Source organism: Lysobacter enzymogenes, from assembly GCF_017168095.1.
GTDB lineage: Bacteria > Pseudomonadota > Gammaproteobacteria > Xanthomonadales > Xanthomonadaceae > Lysobacter > Lysobacter enzymogenes_D.
Genome location: NZ_LXSD01000250.1, coordinates 1 through 3283 on the forward strand (window position 1 = coordinate 1; position 3283 = coordinate 3283).

Sequence of the window (3283 nt, forward strand, 5' to 3'; positions counted from 1 at the left end):
GGCGTCGCGCGCCGCCTGCGCCGACGGCGCGCGCACCGCCCGCCATAACGCCAGCGCCGCGACCGCGCACAGCAGCGCGTTGAGTTCCCAGTAGCCGCGCCAGCCGGCCAGCGCGGTGCCGTCCAGCGCCGCGCCGGAGGCCAGCGCCAGGGCCATGCCGGCGGGCATGTAGCAGCTCCAGATCGCGAACACCACCGCGCGGTCGCGCGCCAGCGACAGCCGCTGCAGCACGCTGGCGCCGGCCACCGCGAACAGCAGGAAGCCGGCGCCTTCGAGCACCCGCGTGGCCATCAGCGCGGCCAGGCTGTGGGCCTGGCTGCCGAGCGCGCTGCCCAGCGCCATCGCCGCCAACCCGGCCACTTGCAGGCGCCGGTCGCCCAGGCGCGCCACCAGCGCGCCGGCCGGCACGCTGGCGAACAGGCCGAGCAGGCCGAACACCGCCATCAGCCAGCCGCCGGCGCGCAGGTCCAGGCCGAGATCGGCGCGCAGCGCGGGCAGGGCGATGGCGGTCTTGCCGACCTGCAGGGCGGCGATCAGCCCGGCGCCGAACACCGCGGCCACGGCCCGCCAGTCGGTGCGTTCGGCCCGGGGCAGGGCGGCGGGGGAGGTCAGGGACATGGGCTTCACGGCGGTGCACCGGATCGGGGCGATGGCCGCCACCTTGCGACCTCAGGCTTGCTTGAGGTCAATGCGGAGCCGGTGGAACGCTGCGTATGCGGTGTGCCGGACGTGGCGCCGCCGGGCTGCGGCGTGCGGTTGCAGCGGCCGTGCGGCGGCGACCGCGACCGCCATCCGCCGAAGCCGTGCACCGGCCGGAGCCGCGCCGCCGCGCGGCCCCAACGCCACCGCGCCGCCGCCTCCCACCCCGCAGGCACCGCGTTGCTGCACATGCAGCGTGACCTAAGTCACTTTTTGAACATATTTTTGGTGATCTAAGGTGGGGCTGGGGTCCCACCCTGCGTTCGTATCTAAGAGGCCGTCCCGCATCCCCCGGTGGCGACGGCGAGTCCAGCACGGCGGCTACGGCCGCGCAGGCATTCAACGAGGGCGGGCCGGTCCCGCCGTTGTCAGGGGAGTCAACCGATGCACCGAACCCGCGCCGAACTCGACGGCGATCTGTGCCAGCTCAGCGCGGCCTTGCCGCTGTGGCGCCGCCATTGGCGCGACGACGAAGTGTTCTGGCCGCGCGTGGACAGCCTGATCGAGCGCCTGCTCACCGTCACCCCGCGCACCGAGCGCTGCCATGTGGTCGCGCACATCAACCGCATCATCGCCGCCCAGGGCCTGCAGCACGCGCCTTACGAATAGCCGTGCGCGCGCCGCCGGCGCGGCGCGCGGGTCACTTCTTCTTCGGCTTGAGCAGTTCGTCGAGCAGGGCGCCGACGCGCGCGGCGTAGGCGTTGGGCGCGAAGCGCTGGGCGAAGGCGCGGCGCTGCTCGGCGTTGCCGACCACCGATTCGCGGCTGAGCCGGATCATCAGCTCGGCCAGTTGCGGGCGGTCGTGCGGATCGAAGCGCGGCATGTCGCCCGGCGCCACTTCCTCCAGCGCGCCGCCTTCGGCCACCGCCACCGGCGTGCCGGCGGCCAGCGCCTCCAGCACCGGCAGGCCGAAGCCTTCGGCGTAGGACGGCTGCCACAGGCGCTCGGCGTCCAGGTACAGCCGCGCCAGTTCGTCCTCGGCGGGATGTTCGAACCAGTGCACGCCGTTGAGCCGCTGCAGTTCGGCCGGCACGTCGGCCGGCGCGCCGACCACGACCAGGTCGGGGGTGTCGTAGTGCTGGCGGCGCGCGTCGAGCCAGGCGCGCAGGAACAGGTCGGCGTTCTTGCGCGGCTCGCGCGTGCCGACCAGCAGCCAGTAGCGCGGCGGCAGCGGCCGGCTCAGGCGGCTGCGCTCGGCCGGCGCCGGCGCCGGAGCGAGCGCGTCGGGCAGCACGTAGAGCTTGTGCGCGTGCGCCGGGTACAGCCGGCCGCACTCGGCGGTGGTGTAGCGCGACGGCGTCCAGATCGCGTCGGCGCTGGCGATGGAATGGCCGATCGCGGCCTCGTCGACCAGGCGCGAGGCCAGCGCGCGCCACGGCGAGGAGCGCGGGCGGCGCAGGGTCAGCCGGAACAGGTCGTGCAGCAGCAGCACCTGGCGCACCGCCGCCGGCTTGCGCCACACCGGCAGGCCGCCTTCGGCGGTGGCGATGTAGACGTCGATGTTCTGCGCGCGCAGCGCCGAGGGCAGGAACCCGGCCTCGAAACGCCAGCGCCGGCGCAGGTCGCGGCCGGCGTGCGTGGGAACAGGCGCGGCGCCGGCGGGCAGGTCGGCGGCGACCGCGATGGCGCGGTGCGGGTGGTCGAGCGGGGCTTCGGTGAACAGCACCGTTTCGGTGTCGGGCCGGCGGCTCAGGGCGCGCTCCAGCGCCAGCACCTGCCGGGCCGGGCCGCTGCCGGGCGCCGCGGTCGCGGCGCGGTAGTCCAGGCCTATGCGCATGCGGCGTCCGCCGGCGCGCGCGCGGCCGCGCGCGGGGGCCGCGCGGCTGCGAAGATCGCGTTGGAGTGAGGGGGCTTCATCGGTGGCGCGGGTCCTGGCCGGATGACTAACGAGAACCTGCTGCCGAGTCAGCGCCTCTCCATTAGTGCGAACATCGTCACAAATATTATGTGACCAAGTGAGGTTCCGTGAGCGAGCGCCGGGCGCACCTATTCATGAACGGACTGAACGGAATAGGGTCGTACGAGCGGCCGCCAGCGACGGGGCCGTCACGGCCGGCTTGACACCCTGCGCGCGCCGGGCGCCCACTATCCGCGTTATTTAACCTTCTGGTTCAGTTGCTATGCCCGCCGATTCGCTCAGCACCACCTTCGCCGCTCTCGCCGATCCCACCCGGCGCGCGATCCTCGCCCGCCTCGCCAGCGGCGAAGCCGGCGTGACCGAGCTGGCCGAGCCGTTCCAGATGAGCCTTCCGGCGATCTCCAAGCACATCAAGGTGCTCGAGCGCGCCGGCCTGGTCGCGCGCGGCCGCGCCGCGCAGTGGCGGCCGTGCCGGCTGGAGACCGCGCGCCTGCGCGAGGTGTCCGGCTGGCTCGACGACTACCGCCAGCTGTGGGACGAACGCCTGCAGCGCCTGGACGATTACCTGACCCAACTGCAGGCCGCCCCCGGGGCCGCGCATGACGACACGCCCGACTGACCTCGCCGCGATCCGGCCCGCGGCCGCGACGCGCGCGGAGCGCGCGCATGGCTGACGCCGGCCGCTCCGCGCGTCGCCGCAGGCCGGCTGGGTCGGCTTCGAGTTCG

Annotated in this window: 4 protein-coding genes; 2 read left to right on the forward strand and 2 right to left on the reverse strand. The window is 74.1% G+C overall.

All coding sequences use genetic code 11. From position 1 onward, the window contains the following. A partial coding sequence (locus A7A76_RS06885; RefSeq protein WP_206410495.1) for an MFS transporter occupies positions 1 to 618 on the reverse strand: 618 nt, incomplete at its 3' end. A 465-nt stretch (positions 619 to 1083) separates the two neighbouring features. Between A7A76_RS06885 and A7A76_RS06890 the strand changes: the two genes are divergently transcribed. Then, on the forward strand, positions 1084 to 1308 hold the full coding sequence (locus A7A76_RS06890) for a hypothetical protein (protein WP_074871103.1): 225 nt from the start codon (positions 1084 to 1086) through the stop codon (positions 1306 to 1308). A 31-nt stretch (positions 1309 to 1339) separates the two neighbouring features. On the opposite strand, the gene A7A76_RS06895 is transcribed toward A7A76_RS06890, so the two are convergent. Continuing rightward, positions 1340 to 2476, reverse strand: coding sequence for a glycosyltransferase family 4 protein (locus A7A76_RS06895; protein WP_206410496.1), 1137 nt, complete (start codon positions 2474 to 2476; stop codon positions 1340 to 1342). Between the two features lie 343 nt (positions 2477 to 2819). Here A7A76_RS06895 and A7A76_RS06900 point away from each other — a divergent pair, with 343 nt between their 5' ends. Continuing rightward, a complete protein-coding gene (locus A7A76_RS06900; protein WP_206410497.1) occupies positions 2820 to 3176 on the forward strand; it encodes an ArsR/SmtB family transcription factor in 357 nt (118 codons plus the stop codon). Positions 3177 to 3283: the final 107 nt, after the last annotated feature.